The organism is Serratia sp. TSA_198.1, from assembly GCF_052686505.1.
The window spans coordinates 255072-274515 of the sequence record NZ_JBQZFP010000002.1; the positions used below are offsets into that span (position 1 = coordinate 255072).

Below are 19444 nucleotides of genomic sequence, written 5' to 3' on the forward strand. Positions count from 1 at the left end.
ACAGACAGACGGGCGAAAGCCCGTTTCGTTTATCCGCGCGACGCTTCTGCGTTAAGCGCCCCCTGTTTTTCCTGCTGTTTCTTCTGATAACGTCTCGCCAACACTGCGCAAGTCATTAATTGCACCTGATGGAACACCATCAGTGGCAAAACCATAATCCCCACGGTTGAAGCCGGGAACAGGATATTGGCCATCGGGATACCGTTCGCCAGGCTTTTCTTCGAGCCGCAGAACACTATGGTGATTTCGTCGGCTTTACTAAAGCCCATCCAGCGCGCCATGTAAGTGTTCACCACCAGCACGATCGTCAGCAGGACGATGCTGCCCGCTACGATAAACACCAGCGAACCCATGCCCACCTGATGCCAGATACCGTGCGTGACCGCCTCGCTGAAGGCGGCATAGACCACCAGCAGAATCGAGGTCTGGTCGGTTTTACCGATAAGCTTGCGGTTGCGTTCGATCCACTTGCCGATCAGCGGCCGTGACAAATGGCCGGCGACGAAGGGCACCAACAGTTGCAGCACAATCGAGCCGACCTGTTGCAGGCTGCCGGTTTCACCGTGGACGTTCATGAGCAGCCCGACCAACAGCGGTGAGACGAAGATCCCCAGCAGGCTGGAGGCCGACGCGCTGCACACTGCGGCGGCGACGTTGCCCCCCGCCAGCGAGGTAAAGGCGATGGCCGATTGCACGGTGGCGGGCAGAATGCACAGGTAGATAAAGCCGGAATACAGCTCTGGGCTGACGTCGATCGGCGACCACCATTTAAACAGCACGCCGAGCGCCGGAAAAATGATAAAGGTGCTGAACATCACCCACAGATGCAGCCGCCAGTTGTTGCTGCCGGCCAGAATGGCTTCGCGAGACAGCTTGGCGCCGTGCATAAAAAACAGCAAGGCGATGGCGGCGATGGTCAGCACGTTTAGCCAGCCGACAAATTCGCCCCGCGCAGGCAGGAACGACGCCAGCAATACGGTGGCGAGCAGCGTCAGGGTAAAGCGGTCGGGCAGGAATCTCATGGTGGCGTACTCGAATAAAAATGATGCGCTTATTGTGGCGTTGCGGGATATAATAATTAAATTGATTTATTTAATTTATTTATGAAAAAAATACATGAATTATTCCATCAAGCAGCTCAGAGTTTTTGTCGCCATTGCCCGGCATCGCAGCTTCAGCCGGGCCGGTGAGGCTATTGGCCTGACCCAGTCGGCGGTCAGCCACAGCGTGAAAGAACTGGAAGCGGAGATCGGTGTGCGCCTGCTGGACCGTACCACGCGCGAAGTGGTGCTGACCGACGCCGGGCAGCGGCTGGCTAACCGCGTGGAACGGCTGCTGGATGAATTGCAGACCTCGTTGCTGGATGCACGCAGCTTTGGCGTGCAGCGCAGCGGCACGGTGCGCGTGGCGTCGAGCCAGACTATCTCCGCCCACCTGATGCCGCAATGCATCGCCGCCGGGGAGCAGCAGTATCCGGATATTCGCATCATGCTGCGTGACCAGGCGCAACAGCAGGTGCTGCACAGCATCCGTAACGCCGAGGTGGATTTTGGCATAGTGGTGGATCCGGTCCAGGCGGTGGATCTGGACTGCGAGCCGATTCTACATGAACCCTTCCTGCTGCTGTGCCGCTGCGATCACCCGTTCGCCGCATTGCCCGAGGTGCACTGGTCGGCACTGAACGGCAGCCGTTTGGTATTGCAGGATTATGCTTCGGGCAGTCGGCCATTGATTGACAGCGCTTTGCGTCAGCAGGGAGTGGAAGCGCCGGTGGTGCAGGAAATCGGTCACCCGGCGACGCTGTTTCCCATGGTGGCGGCGGGTATCGGCATCAGCATTTTCCCGGCGCTGGCGTTACCGCTACCGGAAGGCGGGCAATTGAAAGTGTGTCGGCTGGTGCCGGAAATTAATCGTGCGCTGATGCTGGTGCGGCGTAAAAACCGCTCGTTGACGCCGGCTGCGGAGGTGATTTGGCAGGTAGTGGGGCAGCAGGCGGCGTTGTTGCAACAGCAACGCCGCCAACAGGTGGATTATTGAATCAGATATACACATCCACGGCATTCAGCGCGGTGGGGCGATTGACGCCATCGCCTTTGACCGGGGCGCTGCCGGAGGCGGCTTTCGCCATCTGTTCCTGCTGCTGCTTTTCCATTTCTTCTTTCTGAATACGTTCGATTTCGGCCTGCAGCATTTTGATCTGCGCCTGGATCAGCTGTTTCTGTTTTTCGATCTCTTTGGCATCGCCGCCCGAGTCTTTGAGAGCCACCAGTTTTTGTTGCAGATCCTGGATCTGTTTATTCAGCGCCTTGATGCGTGCCGAAGCGCTGCTGTCCGAGATATTGACCTGTTCATCGCTGCCGGCGCCTTCGGTTTCTTTGGGTTTACCGCCTTCGGGCTGCTGATTGACAGGCTTGGCCATCAGCACCTGGCCCTGTTTGCCGGGGGCGCTGAAGACGTTGCTGACGCCGGGTACGGTGTTTTTTACCGGCACGATCATGGTAATGCTGGTGGACATGATGCTCTCCCTGAGTCTTGATGTTTCTGCTCAAGGTATCGGCAGCGGCGGGTAAAACTTTACCCGCGAACTTGCCGTAGCCGCGGCCAGCGCTGCAGCCAGCCTTTGTCGGCCACTCTTTGCTCGAAGGTGTGGATATCGCCGTTTTTGGCATTGAAGGTAATGGTGTCGTCGAACAGTCGCTCAAGGCCGAAAGGCGCTACCAGTTGGATGCCGTCATCGGCGTTCAGACGCGCGCCAACCGCCGTTTCAAGTTCGGTCCAAAAGCTGATGGCATCCTCGCTGTTGAGGTAGGGCGCCCGCCCGCTGCGCAGGTGCATGCGAGCCTGATTTTTCACCGACCACGGCTGCGGCAACCACTGTTGCAGGCGCGCCTCCAGCATCCTATCGCGCTCCGCTTCCGACCGTTGCGGATCAAAATGAATCACGTCGATGTCGTTGAGCGGTGTCGGGGAGGCATAACCGTGGAGCCGGTCCCACACCAGATTGCGTACAAATCCGGCGCCCAGACACCAGTCGTTCAGGCCGAGCCGCCGTACGGTGCGCAACAGGGTCATTCTTTCGTTATCTTGCTGTAACCACTGGATAATTTGCTGATGCCGGTTCATTGCCTCTCCTTTGTTGCGGCTACTGTAACCCGAAGCGCTCGCCGGCGGAATGCAATGCATGATTTTAGTGCAGGCTCAGGCTGCCCGGAGCCTGGCGGTAAACGGCATTAACTGAATGATTTCCTGTAAAAAATAAATTCATCTGTCGGCTGACTACACTTGGTACAGGGTTTGCAACTTCCGGTGATCATTCCGGGCAGAACAGGGGAGCGCTATGTATCAGGCAACGCTTAGCCGGCGCAGCTACCGTTTCAATGATTTACGCCAACTGATGGCAAAGGCGTCACCGGCCCGTTCCGGCGACTATCTGGCGGAGGTGGCGGCGGAGAGCGCGGAGGAACGCATGGCGGCGCGCCTTGCGCTGGCGGAGGTACCGCTGAAAACGTTTTTGCAGCAGGTGCTGGTGCCTTACGAAGAAGATGAGGTCACGCGGCTGATTATCGACAGCCATGATGCCGTGGCCTTTGCGCCGATCTCCCACCTGACGGTGGGGGATTTCCGCGACTGGTTACTGAGCGAGCAGGCGGACAGCGCAATGCTGGCGCAGGTCGCCGCCGGAATTACGCCTGAAATGGCGGCGGCGGTGAGCAAACTTATGCGCAATCAGGATCTGATCCTGGTGGCGAAGAAGTGCCGGGTGGTGACGCGATTTCGCAATACTCTCGGCCTGCCAGGCCGCATCAGCGTGCGCTTGCAGCCCAATCATCCGACCGACAGCCTGCAGGGCATCGCCGCCAGCATGCTCGATGGCCTGTTGTACGGCAGCGGCGACGCGGTGGTCGGCATCAACCCGGCCAGCGACAGCCTGCCGCTGCTGGAAAAGCTCAATTACATGCTGGATGACGTGATCCAGCGTTTCGCCATTCCCACACAGTCCTGCGTGCTGACGCACGTCACCAACACGCTGCGGCTGATGGAACGCGGTGCGCCGGTGGATCTGGTGTTCCAGTCGATCGCCGGCACAGAAGCCGCCAACACCGGCTTCGGCATTAATCTGGCGCTGCTGGCGGAGGCGCAGCAGGCGGCGTTGAGCCTCAATCGCGGCACGCTGGGCAATAACGTGATGTATTTCGAAACCGGGCAGGGCAGTTGCCTGTCGGCCAATGCGCATCACGGCGTCGATCAGCAAACCTGCGAGGCGCGCGCCTATGCGGTAGCGCGCCATTTCTCTCCGTTGTTGATCAATACCGTGGTCGGATTTATCGGCCCGGAATATCTGTATGACGGTAAACAGATTATTCGTGCCGGGTTGGAGGATCACTTCTGCGGCAAGCTGCTCGGCCTGCCGCTGGGGTGCGACGTGTGCTACACCAATCATGCGGAGGCGGATCAGGATGACATGGACACGTTGCTGACACTGTTGGCCACCGCCGGATTAACCTTTTTGATCGGCGTGCCGGGAGCGGACGACATCATGCTCAATTATCAGAGCACCTCCTTCCACGACGCGTTGTATATCCGCGAACTGCTGGGGCTCAAACACGCACCGGAGTTTGCCGACTGGTTGGTGAAAATGCATATCACCGACGAACTGGGGCGGCTGCGCGATACGGCCTCCAACCATCCGTTGTTGCTGGCGTTGCAGGGAGAGAGTTGATGAATAAACCGGTTCACGTCAACAGCTGGGATGCGCTGCGCGCCTTTACCGATGCGCGTATCGCGTTGGGGCGCACCGGCGCCAGCCTGCCCACCGGGGAACTGCTTAAATTCGGTCTGGCGCATGCGCAGGCGCGCGATGCGGTACACCAACCGTTCGACAGCGATACGCTGGGCGGGGCGTTGCAGGAGAGTGGCTGGCAGACGCTGACGGTGCACAGTCAGGCCGCTGATCGCACCGCCTACCTGAGCCGGCCGGATCTGGGGCGGCGGTTGGCGGCGGACAGCCGCAGTCTGCTGCTGGGCCTGCCGGACAAGGCGGCCGATTTGCTGCTGGTGGTGGCGGACGGCCTGTCTTCCAAGGCGGTGCACCGTCAGGCGTTACCCTTGTTGCAGGCGCTGCGGCCTTATCTCGATCTGTTAGGGCTATCCGTAGCGCCCGTGGTGCTGGCGCATCAGTCGCGGGTGGCGCTGGGGGATGATATCGGCGAGTGTCTGCGGGCAAAAGCGGTAGCGATATTGATTGGCGAGAGGCCGGGCCTGTCCTCGCCGGACAGCCTGGGAATTTACCTCACCTGGGGGCCGAACACCCGGCGGCGCGAGTCGGAGCGTAACTGTATCTCCAACGTTCGACCTGAAGGGCTGGATTACCCGCAGGCAGCGTTCAAGCTGGCGTGGCTGCTGGAACAGGCGTTCCAGCGGGGTCTGACCGGGATTGAACTGAAAGACGAAAGCGATAACCCTGCGTTGTATGGCCGGGTATCGCCGCTTCATTCCCAACTGGGGGGCTGACCGATACTTTGCTGCAGCAGGGTGGTGAATGCGTTTAACCGGGCGGAGATCTTGGCCACCGGTCGCAGCAGGTAGATACCCTGTTGTTCCTGGCGCGGATCCTCCAGCACGGGTTGCAAGCGGCCGGCCTGGATATCCGGGCCAACCACCCAGTTGGGTAAAAAGGTGATCCCCAATCCAAGCAGCGCCGCCTGGCGCTGGGCGGTAAAGTCGTTGCAGCGCAGTACCATACTGCAACGGTTCAGTAGCTGACCGCTGAGGATTTGCGTCCAGCAGGCCGGTTGCTGTTTATTATAACGGGCAATCAGCCGATGTTCCGGTAGCGCGTTCAGGTCCTCTGGGCAGCCATAGCGGGCGATATAGTCGGGGCTGGCACACATGACCCAGCGCTGAGTGGCTATTCGGCTGGCGTACAGCCCGCTGTCTTTCTGTTCGCCGATGCGGATGGCGGCGTCCAGCAATTCCTGCGTCGGATCGGTCTGGCGTTCGGTCAGATCCAGGTCAACAAACAGCTGCGGGTAGCGTTCAGCCAGCGTCGGCAACAGCGGCAGGATGTAGGTCTTGCCAAAGGTCGGCAGGCAACTGATGCGCAACGTTCCCTGCGGCACATCACTCAGCGAGGCCAGCTCTGCGCGGATGTCGGTGATGTCCGACAGCAGCGCCGCCGCCCGCGCCTTCAGCATTTCCCCGGCATCCGTCAGCATCAGGCCGCGTGTCGAGCGGATAAACAGCGTAGCGTCAAGAGCGCTTTCCAGCGCGTCGATGTGGCGAACCAGCGAAGAGGGCACCATACCCAGTTTGCGGGCGGCAGCGGAGAAGCTGCCCAGCAGGGCCACTTCGAGAAATATCGGCAGATGTTCAACATAGCGGGCGTCATTCATCTTTGCATTATATGCAAAAGCGTTTCTTATGAATACCGTGTTCTCTGCCCACCGCATTGCGGTTACTCTTTTTCTGGGGCTTACGGACGGTAAGAGCGAACCGGAATCCCGCCGCAAAGAGAAAAATAGATAAACGAGTTTGATGACAACGGTGTTTTTACGACCGAGATACCCGGGCCTGGCGCACCGAGGGGCGCTCCGACGGCCAAGGCCGTTACGACCCCTTCGGCACGCTCTCCCTAATAACGGGCTTTGCCAGCAGACTGAATGTATAAATCAAGCGGATTTTAGACCTTAAAACAACCCCATTCTCCCAGGCACCGCCATGCGCCTGCGACAGTGATTGCTGCTTCAATACCAGAGTAAACGTTCAATTTGACGCTGTGCCCGCCAACAATGATTAGTGAATCTAAACCGTTGTTGAGGTTGAGCGTCGCCGGCCTGCCGTGCCGGTTTTTTTGTCGCCGTTGGCTGAATCGTTCCACCTGAACGCGTCGTCGGTGACATCTTTGCTTACCTTTCAGGTGGGCATTTTTGAACGCGCGGGGGCATTTCGCACCGTGCTGGTGGAGGAGTACGTAATGAACGAAAAGCAGGGTTGTTCCTGTGCGCACCATTTGGTGCAGGGTTTCGCCAGGCAGTCAGTGATTGCCGGGGAGGGTGAAATCTATCAAATCTCGCTGATGAGCGCGTTAATCAGCGGCGTCTACGAAGGGGAAGTGACCATTGCCGAATTGCTTCGGCACGGCAACTTTGGCCTGGGCACCTTCAACCACCTCGATGGCGAATTGATCGCCTTTGATGATGAAATTCATCAACTGCGCGCCGACGGCAGCGCGCGACCGGCCAGGCATGATCAGAAAACCCCTTTTGCCGTTGTCACCTTTTTCCAACCCAGTGTTACCCAAAGCTTCGATCGCCCTATCACCAAAGCGCAACTGCACCAGTGCATTGATGAGCAGGTGGCTTCGCCGAACCTGTTCTGCGCGGTGCGCGTCGACGGTGAATTCAGCCACGTGGAAACCCGCACCGTGCCGCGTCAGGAGCGGCCCTATCGCCCGATGCTGGAGGCAATCGAGGAGCAACCGACCTTTGCCTTTCTCAAGCGGCAGGGAACCCTGGTTGGCTTCCGTTCGCCGGACTATATGCAGGGGGTCGGCGTAGCCGGTTATCACGAGCACTTTGTTACCGACGATCGCAGCGGCGGCGGCCACGTGCTGGATTATCAGCTCGACCACGGTCGCCTGCAATTTGGGGTGATCACCCGTCTCAATCTTCAATTGCCGCATGATGCGGATTTTCTGCGCGCCGACCTCTGTCCGGAGGATTTGGACCGCGCGATTCGTTCTGCCGAGGGTTAATTCCGCGACAGCCGTTGGTGTATTTTCAGGAGGTGTGTTCCATGAACAAGGCAAAAACAGACAATAACTGGGCGTGTGGCGCAGATTTGGTGGTGAAAAATCTGGAAGCGCAGGGCGTCAAATACGTGTTCGGTATTCCGGGGGCGAAAATCGACCGGGTATTCGATTCGCTGGAGGACGCGCCGTCGATAGAAACGGTGGTGGTTCGGCACGAGGCCAATGCGGCGTTTATGGCGGCGGCGGTCGGGCGGTTGACCGGTAAGGCCGGTGTGGCGCTGGTGACCTCCGGGCCTGGCAGTTCCAACCTGATCACCGGGCTGGCGACCGCCACTTCGGAAGGGGATGCGGTGGTGGCGATCGGCGGTGCGGTGAAGCGCGCCGATAACCTCAAACAGACCCACCAGAGCATGGATACCGTCAGCATGTTCCGGCCGGTGACCAAATATTGCGCCGAAGTTCATGCCGGCGTGGCGATTTCCGAAGTGATCGCCAATGCTTTCCGTCATGCTGAGTTTGGCCGGCCTGGGGCATCGTTCATCAGCTTGCCGATGGACATCGTGAATGAACCTGTCAGTGCGCCGGTGCTGGCGGGGTGCCGCCTGCCACGCATGGGGGCCGCCGCCGCCGATGACATTCGCACGGCGGTAAAATTGATCCAGCAGGCGAAGTGTCCGGTGATGCTGTTGGGTCTGCAGGCCAGCCGCCCGGAAAACAGCGAGGCGGTGCGTCATCTGCTGCACCGCACCCATATGCCGGTGGTGGGCACCTATCAGGCGGCGGGGGTGATCGACGTCAATCATTTCGCCAGGTTTGCCGGCCGCGTCGGGTTGTTCAACAACCAGCCGGCCGATCAACTGTTGCAGAAAGCCGATCTGGTGGTCAGCGTCGGCTACGGCCCGATCGAATACGATCCCTGCATGTGGAACAGCCAGGGCAAACTGAAGCTGGTGCATATCGACGTGTTGCCGGCGGATATCGATACCTGTTACCGCCCGGACGTGGAGCTGGTGGGGAATATCAGCGCGACCCTGGATATGATGACCGAAGCCTTCAGCGCCGTGGTGAGCGTGCCGGCAGAGGTTGAACTGATCCTCAGCGATCTGGGGCGGCAGCGTACCGAACTGGCGGAACGCGCCGCACGCCGTGGCGGCATGCCGATCCATCCGCTGCGTATCGTGAAAGAGCTGCAGGATATTGTCAGCGACGACGTGACGCTGTGCGTGGATATGGGCAGTTTTCACATCTGGATCGCGCGCTATCTCTATAGCTTCCGCGCAAGACAACTGCTGATCTCCAACGGCCAGCAGACCATGGGGGTGGCGTTGCCGTGGGCGATTGGCGCAGCGCTGGTGCGCCCGGGGGACAAAGTGGTGTCTATCTCCGGCGACGGCGGTTTTATGCAGTCGAGCATGGAGCTGGAAACCGCGGTGCGGCTGAAAAATAACATCGTGCATGTGATTTGGGTGGATAACGCCTACAACATGGTGGAAATGCAGGAAGTGAACAAGTACCAACGCAAATCCGGCGTGGAATTTGGCCCGATCGATTTTAAAGCCTATGCGGAATCCTGCGGCGCGGTGGGGTTTGCCGTGCAGTCGGTAGAAGACCTGAGGCCGATGCTGCGTAAAGCGATGGAAATTGAGGGACCGGTGGTGGTGGCGATCCCGGTCGACTATGCCGACAACTACAAACTGATGGCGCAGATGAACTTCAGCCAGATGATTTAATTTCATTATGTCGGTTAACCACGGGGAGCGGCCTTTGCGGCGCACCCCGTTTTTTATGCTCGAAATTTGTGCTTTACAACCCTAACTGCATGATTTATTGGTATCCGTCGGGTCCGTTTTCTATACCCTATGAATGTCGAGTTACGGCCAGGCGACGGGTATAACCACTGGGGATGGCAGGATGAAAAATAAAGCACTCACGATGACGCTGGGATTGTTGGCTCTGGCGATGATGGGCGGTGCGCACGCCCGCACGCTGGTTTATTGTTCCGAAAGCTCGCCTGAAGGGTTCAACCCGCAGCTGTTCACCTCGGGCCCCACCGTAGACGCCAGTTCTGCGACAATCTACAACCGGCTGGTGGATTTCAAAACCGGCACCGTCGAGCTGCAACCCAGCCTGGCGGAAAGTTGGGAAGTGAGCGAGGACGGCAAGCAGTACACTTTCCATCTGCGCAAGGGCGTGAAATTCCAGAGTAACAAGTTCTTTACCCCAACCCGCGACTTCAACGCCGACGACGTGATCTTCTCCTTCATGCGGCAAAAAGACGCCAATAATCCGTATCACAAGGTCTCCAACGGCGCTTACACCAACTTCGAATCCATGGAGTTCGGCACGCTGATCGACAAGATTGTCAAAGTGGACGACAGCACAGTGCGCTTTGAGCTTTCGCGCGCCGAAGCGCCGTTCGTGGCCGATCTCGGCATGTATTTCGCCACCATTTTATCGGCGGAATATGCCGATGCGATGCTGAAGGCCGGCACGCCGCAGCGGGTCGATAACGACCCGATCGGCACCGGGCCGTTCCAACTGGTGCAGTATCAGAAAGACGCGAAGATCCTCTATAAAGCGTTCGACCACTATTGGGAGGGCAAACCGAAGATTGACCGTCTGGTGTTCTCGATAACCCCGGATGCCGCGGTGCGTTATGCCAAACTGCAAAAAAATGAATGCCAGGTGATGCCATTCCCCAACCCGGCGGATTTAGCGCGGATGCGGCAGGACCCAAACATTCAGGTGATGGAGAAATCCGGCTTGAATATCGGCTTCCTGGCGTTTAATACCCAGAAGAAACCGCTGGATAATGTCAAAGTGCGCCAGGCACTGGCGATGGCGGTGAATAAACCGGCGATTATCGAAGCGGTGTTTCACGGTGCGGGCCAGCAGGCGAAGAACCTGCTGCCGCCGACCCAGTGGGGTAGCAACGACAAGATTGAGGATTACCCGTATGCGCCGGAGAAAGCCAGGCAACTGCTGCAGGAAGCCGGTTTGGGCCAGGGTTTTGCGATTGACCTGTGGGCGATGCCGGTGCAGCGGCCTTACAACCCTAACGCCAAACGCATGGCGGAGATGATCCAGTCCGATTGGGCGAAGATTGGCGTGAAGGCTAAAATTGTCACTTTCGAGTGGGGCGAGTACTTGCAGCGGCTCAAAAATGGCGAACACCAGACCGCGTTGGTGGGGTGGACTACCGCCAACGGCGATCCGGATAACTTCTTCGGCCCGTTGTTTACCTGTGTTTCGGCCAACGGCGGTTCAAACTCGGCCAAATGGTGCTACCCGCCGTTTGATAAGCTGATCCTGCAGGCGCGTGAAGAGAACGATCATACCAAGCGGGTGGCGCTGTATGAGCAGGCGCAGGTAATGATGCATGAGCAGATGCCGGCGTTGATGATTGCCCACTCGACCATTTTTGAGCCGGTGCGCAAAGAAGTGAAAGGCTACGAGATCGACCCGTTCGGCAAGCACATCTTCAAACAGGTATCGCTGGAGAAATAATAAAAAGGGGGCTGCATGGCAGCCCCCGGTGTTTCTCAACAGGCATCAGAAATGCGTGTTGATGCTCATATAATAAGTGCGGCCCGGTTCGTTGTAGGTTGCAGCGCCTGCTCCGGCGATGTTGATGGCGCCGGTGTTGGGATCGCCAACGTTTTGCGCGTTGCCGGCGCGGAACTGGCGTTTGTCGAACAGGTTGTCGATGCCGGCGGTGACGCTGACGTTTTTGGTGACGTCATAGGTGGCGCTGGCGCCGACGATGGCGTAAGGGCTGACCTCGCGGGTTTCGCTGCCGGTCGCCGGTTTACCCTGATAGTTGTACTTCTTCGGCTTCTGACGGCCGTACCAGGTCAGGGTCGATTGCATTGACAGTTCCTGGGTCGCCTGCCAGCTCAGCGTCGAGTTGATCGTGAATTTAGGGATCACCGACAGATAATCGCCGGTGCTCTTGTTCTTGTTCTCGATCATGTAGGTGGCGTTGTTGCTCCAGGAAAGGGTCTCGTTGATCGGTACGTTCAGTGTACCTTCCAGGCCCTGTACGACCGCTTTCGGCACGTTTTCCCACTGATAAACTGCCGTACCCGTGCTGCTGGTGGCGATTTTGCTGTTGCCCGCCTCGATCTTGTTGCGGTAATCGTTGCGGAAATAAGTCACCCCGGCCAGCCAGCCTTCATGATGGAACTCCAGCCCGATCTCTTTGTTGACGCTGGTTTCCGCCTTCAGATCGTCGTTGCCGAGCAGATAGCAGCCATTTTTGGTATCGCTGGCCGCACAACCTTGCCCCTTGCTGTACAGCAAATAGTTTTGGTTGGTCTGGAACAGCGTCGGCGCTTTGTAGGCGCGGGCGATGCCCATTTTCAGCGTGAAGTTGTCGCCCAACTCTTGCGACAGGTTTAGCGCCGGGCTCCAGTTATTACCGGCCTCGGAATGGTGATCGTAACGCAGGCCGGGCGTCAGCATGGTGCTGTCGGTCAGCTCGATATTGTCCTCGGCGAACAGCGAGAAGATATTCGCCGAAGCGTAAGGGCTACGGGTGCCGGTCTCTGTGCCAGGAATAGTGCCGCCCATCAGCGTTTGGCTGGTTGACGTGCCATCCTTCATGCGCTGCTGGTTCCACTCGGTGCCCAGCGTGGCGGTTTGCGTGACGCCCAATTCAAACGGCACGCTGACTTCGCTGTGCGCCAGAAAATCGTCCAGCTTGGTGGTGCCGAAGCCTTCATTTTTGGTGTCGAAAATACCCTCGGTACCGCCGGCCAAACCTTCGTTCAGACGCGTATTACGCGTGCGCTCGAACCGAACGTAATTGTTGGTGCTGACTCCGTTGTCCCAGGCGCCGCGATGGTTGAGGCCGAAGGTTTCGCGGTAGATGCGGTTGGTCTCTTTGCCGTAGTTGCTTTGCACCAGCGCGTTGGTGTTGGTGTTTTGCGTATCGCCTGCGTACAGGTTGCCCTGGCGGCCATAGGAATATTCAAACTCCAGCGACTGCAAGCGGGCGAAGTCCCAGTGCAGCAGGGCGTCGATGTTTTTGTCGACCACCCCTTCACGCCCGGAGGGAATGCTGCTGGCATAAGCGCCTGCGCGTTCGGATTTGTGCGATTCGTTAATATCCCAGGCGTCGGCCTGCGTTTTGCTGTAGCCGCCGAACAGGCGGAAGCTCAACTGGTCGCTCAGCGGGCCGGACAGGCTGAAGTCGGTGCGCTTGGTAGATCCTTCCTGCTTATGCTGCGGCACGTTGAAATAAGTGTTCAGCGAGCCGTGCAGATCTTTGGTGCTCTTTTTTGTGATGATATTGACTACGCCGCCGGCGGCGCCGTTGCCATAGCGTGCAGCGGCCGGGCCGCGCAGCACTTCGATGCGTTCGATCATCTCCGGTGGCACCCAGGCGGTATCGCCGCGGCTGTCACGTTCGCCGCGCCACCCCTGGCGCACCGAGTTGCGGCTGCTGGCCGGAATACCGTCGATCAGAATCAGGGTGTTTTCCGGGCCCATGCCGCGAATATCGAGCTGGCGGTTGTTGCCGCGCTGGCCGCTGGTGGAGTTGCCGGTCAGGTTAACGCCGGGCATGGTACGGATCAGTTCGCTGATATCGCGCGCCGGAGGGCGTTTTTTGATTTCGTCGGCGGTGATGGTGGATACCCCCGGAGCCTGCAGGTTCTGTCGGGCAGCGGTGACGACAATGGTGTCCTCGGCGGCGGCTTTTTTGCTTTTGGCGGCGGTATCGGTTTCTGCGGTGGTATCAGTTTGCTGTGCGGCGTGCGCAAAGGCGGACGCGCCTAACCCTAACCCGATGAGTGTGGCTAAAGAATAACGTGAAAGTTTGCGGTTCATTTGAATGTTCCTACCTTGCTGCCTTTCCCGGGGCCGAAGACAGGCCTCCGGCAGAGAGAAGGGCGGTTGTAGTTTTTGTGATCGCGGAAATAAAAATCCAACAGACCGAGACGCAACGGCATTGGATTCGGCGCTAAAAAGCGATATCCGTCCCTGTTGAAGAATACCTGCTCTGTTTACGAGCCTTAACACACTATTGCAAACGCAAATAATTATCAATAGTATTCGGTTTACCGTTTTTAGGCAGCGCCTCGCGCCGCGAATGTGCCGGCGTTCTTGAAGCTGCCAGCTAAAAGTGAATAGGCGTTTTGAAAACAAAATCCGAGTCAGAAAGCAGCAGATTATTATCGAGCAAGCACGCCGGGCGTCATGGATGGTGGCTGAATATCGCCAAACGCGGTACGCCGCTGGTGGAGCTGCAAGGAGATGGGCGAGGGAAGGTCACATTTTTATGGCGTGATCCTCAGGGATGTGAGCTCACTTCAGCCTATCAACGCGTCTGGATCCACATCAACTGCCTCACCGACCATCATCAGCCCTCGCCACCGCAGAGCTTGCAACGGCTGGAAGGGACCGACGTCTGGTATTGGCAAACCGAGCTGAACGCCGACTGGCGTGGCAGTTACTGCTTTATGCCCTGCATGGACGATCGGCCGCTGACGCTCAGCGATAACGATGCGCACGCCAATATGCATTCGGTCCGTCACTGGTGGCATCAGGTGTTTGCCAGCGCCACCCACGATCTGCTTAATCCTCACCGCTCCTGGTTCGGCGCCAACGGCAACGTCCTGTCCGGCCTGCATATGCCGGCGGCGCTGCCGCAACCGGCCTGGCAGGATTTCGATCGTTATGCGTCGGCCTGCGGGCGTTGTACCCCGGCTCCGCCCGCCAGGCTGCAACGCCACAGCTGGCACAGCGCGCGGTTGGGCAATACCCGTAACGTTTGGGTTTACACCACCGGTGACAGCAACCCGGCGCAGCGGCCGCTGGCCCTGCTGCTGGACGGCCAGTTCTGGTCGAACAATATGCCGGTCTGGGATCCGCTGATGCAACTGACTCGTGAGGGCAAACTGCCGGAGGCGGTGTATCTGTTGATTGACGCCGTCGATCAAAAGCAGCGTGCGCATGAGTTAGCCTGCAATGAGGATTTTTGGTTGGCGGTGCAGGAAGAACTGCTGCCGCAATTGGCTGAATGGGCACCCTACAGCGGCAACCCTGCAAGCACGCTGGTGTGTGGCCAGAGCTTCGGCGGCCTGTCTTCGCTGTATGCCGGTCTCCACTGGCCGCAGCGTTTTGGCGGCGTGATTGCTCAGTCCGGCTCTTTCTGGTGGCCGCGTCGCGACATGTACCAGCAACCTGCCGTGCCGGCCGATGCCGGTTGGCTGCTGCGCCAGGCCGAACGAAGCGTTGGCCGCAAGGGTGGATTGAAGGTGTTCATGGAGGCCGGCACCCACGAACAGGTGGCGCGCAGGGTGAATGATCGGATGGCGGATGTGCTGCGTGATGCCGGCCATCAGGTGCAATACCGGGTGGTGGAAGGCGGGCACGACTCTCTGTGCTGGCGCGGCGGGTTGATCGACGGGCTGCAGGCGTTGTGGGCGGATCAGCCTGCCGCGCCATTCGCCAGGCTAACTTTCAAAGTCCAAGGAGTCCGTGATGGAAACTCTGAACCCGTTCGATGATGAACACCAAATCTGCCTGATTCTGCAAAACGATGAGCGGCAATACAGTCTATGGCCTGATTTCAGCGCAGTACCGGCGGGGTGGACGCCGGTTTTCGGCCCGGCGGTACGCTCGCTGTGCGTGAGCTGGCTGGAACAGCATTGGCAGGATATGCGGCCCGCATCGCTGTGTAAGGCGTGATGACGCCATTACCGTTAACAGGAGTCACTCCCTTGTCAGACCCTATTTTATTACCGACCGAAGCGCGGCCTGCCACTGAATTGCCGCTGGTCGCCGCGCAACCTGGCATCTGGGTGGCCGATCAAATATCGCCGTACGCCAATGCCTATGCGGTTTCCCACTATATCGAACTCAGCGGCCCACTGAACGAAGAGCGGCTATTGCAGGCGATTGCGCAGGGGTTGTCCGAAGTCGATACTCTTCAGCTCCGCTTTGAAGAGCGGGACGGGGTGCCGGTACAGTGGCATGACGCCGACCTGGCGATCCTGCCGACGGAATATCTCGATCTGCGCGGCTCTCCCGATGCCCTGGCGGCGGCGCAGGCGGTGATGCAGTTGGATATGTCCGGTGATTTGCGCATCGGCAGCGGCAAGGCGCTGTACCGCCATATGTTGATCCGCCTGTCGGACCGGCGTTGGTTCTGGTATCAGCGCTACCACCATATTCTGGTCGATGGCTTCAGTTTTACCGCCATTGCCCGCAGAATCGCCCATATTTACAGCCGTATACTGAACGATGAACAGCCCGATCCGACGCCGTTTACCTCCTTCAGCGAGGTGGTGGCGGAATATCAGCGCTACCAGCAGTCGGCAACCTGCCAGCGCGATGCTGCTTTTTGGCTGAACAAGGCGCAGCAGTTGCCTGCGCCGGCCACGCTTTGCCCGCAGCCGCTGGCCGGGCAGACGCCAACCACCCGCATCCACCGGTTATCGCAGCTGTGCGATCGTCAAGATTTTACCCAACTGGTGAACGCCAGCCCGCAGCAGTTCAGCGTGGCGGATATGGCGTTGGCGCTGGTGGCGTTGTGGGTGTCTCGCCTGAGCGGCCACGGCAGCTTCAGCGCCGGTTTCATCTTTATGCGCCGCACCGGTTCTGCTGCGCTGTGCGCCAACGGCCCGGTGATCAACGTATTGCCGATCGAAATGCACCTCGATCCCCAGGCCACGCTGTGCGAGATCGCCGGTGGCATCGGCCGTGAGTTGAAAACCGTCCGTCGTCATCAGCGTTACGAGGCGGAACAAATCCAGCGTGATTTGGGACGGATTGGCGATGCCCAGCCGCTGTACGGCACCGTTTTCAACTTTAAAATGTTCGATTTCCAGCTGGATTTCGGCGGTATCGAAGGCATTACTCACGAGTTGGCCTCGGGGCCGGTACGGGATCTGGAGATCGCGCTGTATCTCGACGAGGCCGGCACGCTGAAGGTGGATCTGCTGGCCAATGCCGAACGTTATCAGCGCGATGAGCTGGCGGCGCATTTACAGCGCCTGCCGCTGTTGCTGCGTCAGTTTGCCGCCCGGCCGCAGATGCCGATTGGCGAAGCCGATTTGCTGACCGAACAGGACCGCCAACTGCTGGCCAGGGTTAACGACACCGCTCATCCGGTGGCGGCGCAAACCCTCAGCGGCCTGCTGGCCGAACAGGCGCAGAAAACCCCGGATGCTCCGGCGCTGAGAGACGCGCAATACCGGTTCAGTTATCGCGAAACCCGTGAACAGGTCACCGCGCTGGCGCGCCAACTGACGGCACAGGGTGTACAGCCCGGCGATATCGTTGCCGTTGCGCTGCCGCGCTCGGTGTTCCTGTCGCTGGCGCTGATGGCGATTGTCGAAGCGGGGGCCGCCTACTTGCCGCTGGACACCGGCTACCCTGACGAACGCCTTGGCATGATGCTGGAAGATGCCGCACCGCGACTGATCATCACCGAACCTACGCAGCAGGCGCGTTTTGCCGGCAAGGGAGAAATCCTGCTGTTTGATGCGCCTCTGGCCGTCGACTGCGCGGCTGAGGCGATACTCAGCGGGCCAACGCCGCATCACCCGGCTTACATCATCTTTACTTCCGGTTCTACCGGGCGGCCGAAAGGCGTGCTGGTGGGGCACCAGGCGATCGTCAACCGTTTGCTGTGGATGCAGCATCAGTATCCACTGGCGGCGAACGATGTGGTGCTGCAGAAAACGCCATGCAGCTTTGACGTCTCGGTGTGGGAGTTTTTCTGGCCGTTGATGGTGGGGGCCCAGTTGGTGATGGCGCCGCCGGAAGCGCACCGCGACCCGCAACAGCTGTTGGCGTTGATTGACCGGCATCGGGTTACCACGCTGCATTTCGTGCCTTCGATGCTGGCGGCCTTTGTCGGCGCGCTGGACAACCCGCCGGCGGTGGCCTGCTGTGCGCCGTTGCGGCAGGTCTTTTGCAGCGGCGAAGCGCTGCCGGCTGAGCTGTGTCGCCTGTGGCAAAGCCGCACTGGCGTGCCCTTGCATAATCTGTATGGCCCGACCGAAGCGGCGGTGGATGTCAGTTGGCATCCGGCCTGGGGCGAGTCGCTGGCGGCAATCACGGGCGCCAATGTGCCGATCGGCCTGCCGGTGTGGAATACCGGGCTGCGCATCCTGGATGCGCGTCTGCGGCCGGTGCCGCCGGGTGTGGCCGGCGATTTGTATCTTACCGGCGTGCAGCTGGCGCAGGGCTATCTTGGCCGCCCGGAACTGACCGCCAGCCGCTTTGTGGCCGATCCCGAAGGCAACGGCGGACGGATGTATCGTACCGGCGACGTTGCGCGCTGGCTGCCGGGTGGCGAAGTGGAATACCTCGGCCGCAGCGACGATCAGCTAAAAATTCGTGGTCAGCGCATTGAGCTGAGCGAAATCGACCATGCATTGCTGTCGCTGCCTGGCATTAAGCAGGCGGTGACCCATGCGCTGGTACTGGGCAATACGCCGGCAGACACCGGCGGTGGGGATGCCCGCCAACTGGTGGGTTACCTGGTGGCCCAGCCTGGCGTGCGCCTGGATCTCGACGGCCTGCGTGGCGCCTTGGCCGATCGCCTGCCGCCACACATGGTGCCGGTGGCGTTGGTTGAGATGGACTCTTTACCGCTAAGCGCTAACGGCAAGCTGGATCGCAAAGCGCTGCCGCAGCCGCAAAACGGCGTCAGGGCTGCGGGTCGTGAACCTGAACCCGGGCTGGAGACGGCGATCGCTGCGGTATTTGCGCGCTTGCTGCAACGTGAAACCGTATTTGCCGACGATGATTTCTTTGCCCTCGGCGGCCACTCGCTGCTGGCCATGCGGCTGGCGGCGGAGCTGCGGCGCGAGTTGGGCAAGGCGGTTTCGGTAGGGCAGGTGATGGTCGCTTCCCGGGTGGAACAGCTGGCGCAACTGCTAACGCAAGAACGCACCCAGGAAGAAGCCGACCAAACCGGTTTCGACAGCGTATTGCCGCTGCGTACCACCGATGGCCCGACGCTGTTCTGCCTGCATCCGGCTTCCGGATTCTCCTGGCAGTTCAGCGTACTGCCGCGCTATATCGATCAACATTGGTCACTGGTGGGCATTCAGTCGCCACGTCCGGATGGCCCGCTGGCGCTCAGCGAAAATATGGATCAGGTTTGCGAGGCGCATCTGGCGACGGTATTGCAGGTTCAGCCACAGGGGCCTTACCACTTTATCGGTTATTCGCTGGGTGGCACCTTGGCGCAGGGGATCGCCGCCAGGTTGCAGGCGCGAGGCGAAGAAGTGGCCTTCCTCGGCCTGCTGGATACCTATCCGCCGGAAACGCAAAACTGGGACGTGATGCTGGATGACAACGTGTTGAAAGAAGTGCAGCGCGAACGCCAGCAGTTCCTGGCGGTATCGGAAGATACGCTGGATCCGGCACTGGGCGAAACCCGGGTGGCGATGTTCGATAATATCGAAGCCAACTATGCCGATTCGGTGCGTCTGCTTTCCGCGACCCATACGGCGAATTTCAGCGGGCAGGCGACGCTGTTTGTCGCGCGTCAGACGTTGCAGGAAGGGATGGACGTGCAGCAAACCTGGGCGGAATATGTGGATGCCTTGCAGGTTCATGAACTGGATTGCGCGCACGTAGATATCGTCTCACCGGCGTCGTTTAAGGTGCTGGGGCCCTTGCTGAATCGCATTCTAAGAGCGCTGTAATACCCGTCGTCTTTCAAGCCGC

At 59.3% G+C, this 19444-nt stretch carries 14 protein-coding genes; 9 read left to right on the forward strand and 5 right to left on the reverse strand.

Annotated features, from left to right (window positions below; translation table 11 throughout):
* Window positions 1–29: 29 nt before the first annotated feature.
* Complete coding sequence (locus ACUTSW_RS12590) at window positions 30–1022, reverse strand: bile acid:sodium symporter family protein (protein ID WP_445584564.1); 993 nt, start codon at window positions 1020–1022, stop codon at window positions 30–32.
* A 94-nt stretch (window positions 1023–1116) separates the two neighbouring features.
* On the opposite strand from ACUTSW_RS12590, the gene ACUTSW_RS12595 reads away from it, so the two are divergent.
* On the forward strand, window positions 1117–2037 hold the full coding sequence (locus tag ACUTSW_RS12595) for a LysR family transcriptional regulator (RefSeq protein WP_445584565.1): 921 nt from the start codon (window positions 1117–1119) through the stop codon (window positions 2035–2037).
* A gap of 1 nt (window position 2038) precedes the next feature.
* Here the strand turns inward: ACUTSW_RS12595 and ACUTSW_RS12600 are convergent, their stop codons facing one another.
* The gene (locus tag ACUTSW_RS12600; RefSeq protein ID WP_445584566.1) at window positions 2039–2515 is read right to left on the reverse strand and encodes a FlxA-like family protein; all 477 of its coding nucleotides are present in this window, start codon (window positions 2513–2515) and stop codon (window positions 2039–2041) included.
* A 59-nt stretch (window positions 2516–2574) separates the two neighbouring features.
* On the reverse strand, window positions 2575–3123 hold the full coding sequence (locus ACUTSW_RS12605) for a nucleotidyltransferase family protein (RefSeq protein WP_445584567.1): 549 nt from the start codon (window positions 3121–3123) through the stop codon (window positions 2575–2577).
* 214 nt (window positions 3124–3337) lie between these two features.
* On the opposite strand from ACUTSW_RS12605, the gene ACUTSW_RS12610 reads away from it, so the two are divergent.
* Both ACUTSW_RS12610 and eutC read left to right on the forward strand, forming a co-directional pair.
* Window positions 3338–4720 (forward strand): ethanolamine ammonia-lyase subunit EutB, encoded by a 1383-nt coding sequence (locus tag ACUTSW_RS12610; RefSeq protein WP_004947658.1) that lies wholly within the window; start codon window positions 3338–3340, stop codon window positions 4718–4720.
* The gene (gene eutC / locus ACUTSW_RS12615) at window positions 4720–5511 is read left to right on the forward strand and encodes an ethanolamine ammonia-lyase subunit EutC (RefSeq protein ID WP_004947655.1); all 792 of its coding nucleotides are present in this window, start codon (window positions 4720–4722) and stop codon (window positions 5509–5511) included. The genes ACUTSW_RS12610 and eutC overlap by 1 nt, the downstream gene beginning before the upstream one ends.
* On the opposite strand, the gene ACUTSW_RS12620 is transcribed toward eutC, so the two are convergent.
* Window positions 5490–6449 (reverse strand): LysR family transcriptional regulator, encoded by a 960-nt coding sequence (locus ACUTSW_RS12620; RefSeq protein WP_434461006.1) that lies wholly within the window; start codon window positions 6447–6449, stop codon window positions 5490–5492. The two genes, eutC and ACUTSW_RS12620, sit on opposite strands and share 22 nt — an antisense overlap.
* A 524-nt stretch (window positions 6450–6973) precedes the next feature.
* On the opposite strand from ACUTSW_RS12620, the gene budA reads away from it, so the two are divergent.
* The 3 genes from budA to ACUTSW_RS12635 all read left to right on the forward strand — a co-directional run bounded on the left by budA (window position 6974) and on the right by ACUTSW_RS12635 (window position 11257).
* Window positions 6974–7753, forward strand: a complete 780-nt coding sequence (gene budA, locus ACUTSW_RS12625; RefSeq protein ID WP_004947651.1) for an acetolactate decarboxylase — start codon at window positions 6974–6976, stop codon at window positions 7751–7753.
* Window positions 7754–7794: 41 nt separating this feature from the next.
* Entirely contained in the window at window positions 7795–9480 is a 1686-nt protein-coding gene (gene alsS / locus ACUTSW_RS12630) for an acetolactate synthase AlsS (RefSeq protein WP_166728597.1), read from the forward strand.
* A 181-nt stretch (window positions 9481–9661) separates the two neighbouring features.
* Window positions 9662–11257: an ABC transporter substrate-binding protein gene (locus ACUTSW_RS12635; protein ID WP_445584568.1), complete on the forward strand. Its 1596-nt coding sequence runs from the start codon at window positions 9662–9664 to the stop codon at window positions 11255–11257.
* Between the two features lie 45 nt (window positions 11258–11302).
* Here ACUTSW_RS12635 and ACUTSW_RS12640 read toward each other — a convergent pair whose 3' ends face one another.
* Entirely contained in the window at window positions 11303–13582 is a 2280-nt protein-coding gene (locus ACUTSW_RS12640) for a TonB-dependent siderophore receptor (protein ID WP_445584569.1), read from the reverse strand.
* A gap of 308 nt (window positions 13583–13890) precedes the next feature.
* Here ACUTSW_RS12640 and fes point away from each other — a divergent pair, with 308 nt between their 5' ends.
* The 3 genes from fes to ACUTSW_RS12655 are packed head-to-tail and all read left to right on the forward strand — an operon-like array spanning window position 13891 to window position 19422.
* Window positions 13891–15264 (forward strand): enterochelin esterase, encoded by a 1374-nt coding sequence (gene fes / locus ACUTSW_RS12645; protein ID WP_445584570.1) that lies wholly within the window; start codon window positions 13891–13893, stop codon window positions 15262–15264.
* Entirely contained in the window at window positions 15239–15445 is a 207-nt protein-coding gene (locus ACUTSW_RS12650; RefSeq protein WP_445584571.1) for an MbtH family protein, read from the forward strand. The genes fes and ACUTSW_RS12650 overlap by 26 nt, the downstream gene beginning before the upstream one ends.
* Before the next feature lie 32 nt (window positions 15446–15477).
* Window positions 15478–19422 carry an enterobactin synthase subunit F gene (locus tag ACUTSW_RS12655; protein WP_445584572.1) on the forward strand — a complete coding sequence of 1315 codons (3945 nt, stop codon included), beginning with the start codon at window positions 15478–15480 and terminating at the stop codon, window positions 19420–19422.
* Window positions 19423–19444 lie beyond the last annotated feature (22 nt).

Excerpts from the sequence above, each read along its gene's own strand:
- ACUTSW_RS12590 (WP_445584564.1), bottom strand. The coding sequence starts at position 1,022 with ATGAGATTCCTGCCCGACCGCTTTACCCTGACGCTGCTCGCCACCGTA.
- ACUTSW_RS12595 (WP_445584565.1), top strand. The coding sequence starts at position 1,117 with ATGAATTATTCCATCAAGCAGCTCAGAGTTTTTGTCGCCATTGCCCGG.
- ACUTSW_RS12600 (WP_445584566.1), bottom strand. The coding sequence starts at position 2,515 with ATGTCCACCAGCATTACCATGATCGTGCCGGTAAAAAACACCGTACCC.
- ACUTSW_RS12605 (WP_445584567.1), bottom strand. The coding sequence starts at position 3,123 with ATGAACCGGCATCAGCAAATTATCCAGTGGTTACAGCAAGATAACGAA.
- ACUTSW_RS12610 (WP_004947658.1), top strand. The coding sequence starts at position 3,338 with ATGTATCAGGCAACGCTTAGCCGGCGCAGCTACCGTTTCAATGATTTA.
- eutC (WP_004947655.1), top strand. The coding sequence starts at position 4,720 with ATGAATAAACCGGTTCACGTCAACAGCTGGGATGCGCTGCGCGCCTTT.
- ACUTSW_RS12620 (WP_434461006.1), bottom strand. The coding sequence starts at position 6,449 with ATGCGGTGGGCAGAGAACACGGTATTCATAAGAAACGCTTTTGCATAT.
- budA (WP_004947651.1), top strand. The coding sequence starts at position 6,974 with ATGAACGAAAAGCAGGGTTGTTCCTGTGCGCACCATTTGGTGCAGGGT.
- alsS (WP_166728597.1), top strand. The coding sequence starts at position 7,795 with ATGAACAAGGCAAAAACAGACAATAACTGGGCGTGTGGCGCAGATTTG.
- ACUTSW_RS12635 (WP_445584568.1), top strand. The coding sequence starts at position 9,662 with ATGAAAAATAAAGCACTCACGATGACGCTGGGATTGTTGGCTCTGGCG.
- ACUTSW_RS12640 (WP_445584569.1), bottom strand. The coding sequence starts at position 13,582 with ATGAACCGCAAACTTTCACGTTATTCTTTAGCCACACTCATCGGGTTA.
- ACUTSW_RS12650 (WP_445584571.1), top strand. The coding sequence starts at position 15,239 with ATGGAAACTCTGAACCCGTTCGATGATGAACACCAAATCTGCCTGATT.